The sequence below is a fragment of the Erysipelatoclostridium sp. DFI.2.3 genome, from assembly GCF_019132535.1.
GTDB classification, from domain to species: Bacteria; Bacillota_I; Bacilli_A; order Erysipelotrichales; family Erysipelotrichaceae; genus Clostridium_AQ; species Clostridium_AQ innocuum.
On the sequence record NZ_JAHOOJ010000048.1, the window covers coordinates 1 to 4,956 of the forward strand.

The following is a 4,956-nucleotide window of genomic DNA, read 5'->3' on the forward strand; positions in this document are numbered from 1 at the left end:
AAGATGAGTCAGATTACCTGGCAGCGTGCTATCTTCACTGGAGCCAGTCCAGATATTGTCGCCGCTGATATGCTTAACTTCTGTGTTCGGGATGAGAACAGGTGTGTCCACATCGCTATCGCCACCAGATCACTTTGAGGTCTACCCCTCAAAACTGAATAACAGTTGACAGTTTCTTTTTGTACCACCTGGTACGTGTGATTAAGTCCTCGACCTATTAGTATCAGTCAACTCCATGTATCGCTACACTTCCATCTCTGACCTATCCACCTCGTCGTCTTCAAGGGGTCTTACTTCGTTATACGAATGGGAGATCTCATCTTGGAGTAGGCTTCGCGCTTAGATGCTTTCAGCGCTTATCCCTTCCCTACTTAGCTACCCAGCTATGCTCCTGGCGGAACAACTGGTGCACCAGCGGTAGGTCCATCCCGGTCCTCTCGTACTAAGGACAGCTCTCCTCAGATCTCCAACGCCCACAACAGATAGGGACCGAACTGTCTCACGACGTTCTGAACCCAGCTCGCGTACCGCTTTAATGGGCGGACAGCCCAACCCTTGGAACCGAATTCAGCTCCAGGATGCGATGAGCCGACATCGAGGTGCCAAACCTCGCCGTCGATGTGAACTCTTGGGCGAGATCAGCCTGTTATCCCCAGGGTAGCTTTTATCCGTTGAGCGACGGCCCTTCCATTCGGCACCGCCGGATCACTAATCCCGACTTTCGTCCCTGTTCGACTTGTTTGTCTCACAGTCAAGCACGCTTCTGCATTTGCACTCGTCGATTGATTTCCATCCAATCTGAGCGTACCTTTGGGCGCCTCCGTTACTCTTTAGGAGGCGACCGCCCCAGTCAAACTGCCCACCTGACACGGTCCCTCACCCAGTTCATGGGTGCAGGTTAGAACTTCAATCAAACAAGAGTGGTATCCCAACAGCGGCTCCTCGTATACTGGCGTACACGTCTCACAGCCTCCCACCTATCCTGTACATCTTTGATCAAAATTCAATATCAGGCTACAGTAAAGCTCCATGGGGTCTTTCCGTCTAGTTGCGGGTAACCTGCATTTTCACAGGTACTAAGATTTCACCGAGTCTGCTGCCGAGACAGCGCCCAAATCGTTACGCCTTTCGTGCGGGTCAGAACTTACCTGACAAGGAATTTCGCTACCTTAGGACCGTTATAGTTACGGCCGCCGTTCACTGGGGCTTCAATTCATTGCTTCTCCTTGCGGATGACAAATCCTCTTAACCTTCCAGCACCGGGCAGGCGTCACCCCCTATACTTCGTCTTGCGACTTTGCAGAGAGCTGTGTTTTAGTTAAACAGTCGCTTGGGCCTCTTCACTGCGGCTCTCTTTTACAAGAGCACTCCTTATCGCTAACTTACGGAGTCATTTTGCCGAGTTCCTTGGCAACAGTTCTCTCGCTCACCTCAGGATTCTCTCCTTGCCCACCTGTGTCGGTTTTGGTACGGGCCGCTATGGAATTATCACTAGAAACTTTTCTTGGAAGCTGGCATCATGTGCTTCAGTACTTGTCCAAGGACGTTCCCTTACCTGTCACATCTTACATCCCGCTGACGCATTTCACTGTCAGCCTGCTATATGCTTTGACCACAATCCGTTCAGTGGCTCACACTAGCCTTCTCCGTCATTCCTTCATTTCCATCGCGGGTACAGGAATATCTGCCTGTTTTCCATCCACTACGCCTTTCGGCCTCGCGTTAGGTCCCGACTTACCCAGGGCGGACGAACCTTCCCCTGGAATCCTTGGGCTATCGGTGTGTAGGATTCTCACCTACATCTCGCTACTCACACCGGCATTCTCTCTTCCATGCTCTCCACCGCTCCTTACGGTACGGCTTCTACGTGCATGCAACGCTCCCCTACCACTCAACTCTAAAGTTGAATCCGCAGCTTCGGTAGTATGCTTAGCCCCGGTACATTTTCGGCGCAGGGTCACTCGACTAGTGAGCTGTTACGCACTCTTTGAAGGATGGCTGCTTCTGAGCCAACCTCCTAGTTGTCTGTGCATCCCCACATCCTTTTCCACTTAGCATACATTTTGGGACCTTAACTGGCGGTCTGGGCTGTTTCCCTTTTGACCATGGACCTTATCACCCACAGTCTGACTGCCGAGTACGTCTGCATGGCATTCGGAGTTTGATTATACTCAGTACCCCGGGATGGGGCCATCGTACATTCAGTGCTCTACCTCCATGCGACTCTGCCTCGACGCTAGCCCTAAAGCTATTTCGGGGAGAACCAGCTATATCCGTGTTCGATTGGAATTTCTCCCCTAGCCACAACTCATCCGCCAACTTTTCAACGGGGGTCGGTTCGGTCCTCCATTCAGTTTCACCTGAACTTCAACCTGGTCATGGCTAGATCACACGGTTTCGGGTCTACATCATCGTACTGTCGCCCTATTAAGACTCGCTTTCGCTTCGGCTCCGTATCTTCTACTTAACCTCGCACGATAACGTAACTCGCCGGTTCATTCTACAAAAGGCACGCCATCACCCTTTAACGGGCTCTGACTTCTTGTAAGCATACGGTTTCAGGTTCTATTTCACTCCGCTCCCGCGGTTCTTTTCACCTTTCCCTCACGGTACTGGTTCACTATCGGTCACTTGGGTATATTTAGCCTTGACGGATGGTCCCGCCTGCTTCCGACAAGATTTCTCGTGTCTCGCCGTACTCAGGATACCACTAGGCTTCGCTAGACTTTCAGTTACGGGACTTGCACCCTCTCCGGTCGGCCTTTCAATGCCGTTCTCTTAGCCATGCTCTTGCCATTTCGTGGTCCTACAACCCCAGATCAAGATCTGGTTTGGGCTCCTCCGCGTTCGCTCGCCGCTACTTACGGAATCATTCTTATTTTCTTTTCCTCCGGATACTTAGATGTTTCAGTTCTCCGGGTACCTCCCTCATGAGCTATGTATTCACTCATGGGTGACAGCTCATTACTGCTGCCGGGTTTCCCCATTCGGATATCGACGGATCTTTGTGTACGTACCACTCCCCGTCGCGTTTCGCCGTTTGTTGCGTCCTTCTTCAGTTCCAAGTGCCTAGGCATCCACCGTACGCCCTTATTCACTTAATCACGATTAAGTTTTAAGCGTTCATTTCTTTGCTTAGGTTATTGCTTGAGTTTTCTGTTTTTGTTTAACTTTCTACTCGTGAATATCTATGTTGTTTACAACTTTCGTTATAGACCTTCATATGTCTTCTGTTATTCAGTTTTCAAAGATCGACTTCTTTTTCGTTTGGAAGATCAGTCTTCCAAAACTGAACAGGAAATGTTCGATAACTCTTTACTTCTTTTGTACTTTCTCCTTAGAAAGGAGGTGATCCATCCCCACGTTCCCGTAGGGATACCTTGTTACGACTTAACCCCAGTCATCGGTCCTACCTTCGACGGCTCACTCCTTACGGTTATGCCACCGGCTTCGGGTATTACTGACTCCCATGGTTTGACGGGCGGTGTGTACAAGGCCCGAGAACGTATTCACCGCAGCATGCTGATCTGCGATTACTAGCGATTCCGACTTCATGAAGTCGAGTTGCAGACTTCAATCCGAACTGAGACGACCTTTATGAGATTCGCTTCACATCACTGTGTCGCTGCTCTTTGTGGTCGCCATTGTAGTACGTGTGTAGCCCAGGCCATAAGGGGCATGATGATTTGACGTCATCCCCACCTTCCTCCGGTTTGTCACCGGCAGTCTCGCATGAGTCCCCAACTTGATGCTGGTAACATGCGACAAGGGTTGCGCTCGTTGCGGGACTTAACCCAACATCTCACGACACGAGCTGACGACAACCATGCACCACCTGTGTGATCCATAATTATCCCCCTATCTCTAGGGTATTTGTTTCCATGTCAAGGCCTGGTAAGGTTCTTCGCGTTGCTTCGAATTAAACCACATACTCCACCGCTTGTGCGGGCCCCCGTCAATTCCTTTGAGTTTCACACTTGCGTGCATACTCCCCAGGCGGAGAACTTATTGCGTTAACTGCAGCACTGAATTCCTCCAACACTTAGTTCTCATCGTTTACGGCGTGGACTACTAGGGTATCTAATCCTATTTGCTCCCCACGCTTTCGTGCCTCAGTGTCAGTTACAGACCAGGCGACCGCCTTCGCCACTGGTGTTCCTCCATATATCTACGCATTTTACCGCTACACATGGAATTCCATCGCCCTCTTCTGCACTCCAGCATACCAGTTTCCATAGCTTACAATGGTTGAGCCATTGCCTTTTACTACAGACTTAGTACGCCACCTACGCACCCTTTACGCCCAATGATTCCGGATAACGCTTGCCACCTACGTATTACCGCGGCTGCTGGCACGTAGTTAGCCGTGGCTTTCTGGTAAGCTACCGTCACTCCCATAGCATTTCCTCTATGAGCCGTTCTTCACTTACAACAGAGCTTTACGATCCGAAGACCTTCTTCACTCACGCGGCATTGCTCGTTCAGGGTTTCCCCCATTGACGAAAATTCCCTACTGCTGCCTCCCGTAGGAGTTTGGGCCGTGTCTCAGTCCCAATGTGGCCGTTTACCCTCTCAGGCCGGCTACGCATCATCGCCTTGGTGGGCCGTTACCTCACCAACTAGCTAATGCGCCGCAGGTCCATCCATGTTCACGCCTTGATGGGCGCTTTAATATACTGAGCATGCGCTCTGTATACCTATCCGGTTTTAGCTACCGTTTCCAGCAGTTATCCCGGACACATGGGCAGGTTACCTACGTGTTACTCACCCGTTCGCCACTAAGTCTCTTTGGAAGCAAGCTTCCTCGAAACTTCGTTCGACTTGCATGTATTAGGCATGCCGCCAGCGTTCATCCTGAGCCAGGATCAAACTCTCCATTTGATTTAGCTCTAACGCATGACTTGCGTTTGAATTTCATTTTTGTTATCGTTATACCGAGAATATTGTTTTCTCAAA

General features: G+C 50.4%; 3 rRNA genes. All 3 read right to left on the minus strand.

Annotation, left to right across the window (positions count from 1 at the left end):
- Positions 1–15: 15 nt before the first annotated feature.
- A 5S ribosomal RNA gene (rrf, locus tag KSZ58_RS22260) occupies positions 16–129 on the minus strand.
- A 68-nt stretch (positions 130–197) separates the two neighbouring features.
- Positions 198–3,104: ribosomal RNA gene (locus KSZ58_RS22265) — 23S ribosomal RNA — on the minus strand.
- Positions 3,105–3,341: 237 nt separating this feature from the next.
- Positions 3,342–4,881: ribosomal RNA gene (locus tag KSZ58_RS22270) — 16S ribosomal RNA — on the minus strand.
- Together the 16S, 23S and 5S rRNA genes form the textbook arrangement of a ribosomal RNA operon.
- Positions 4,882–4,956 lie beyond the last annotated feature (75 nt).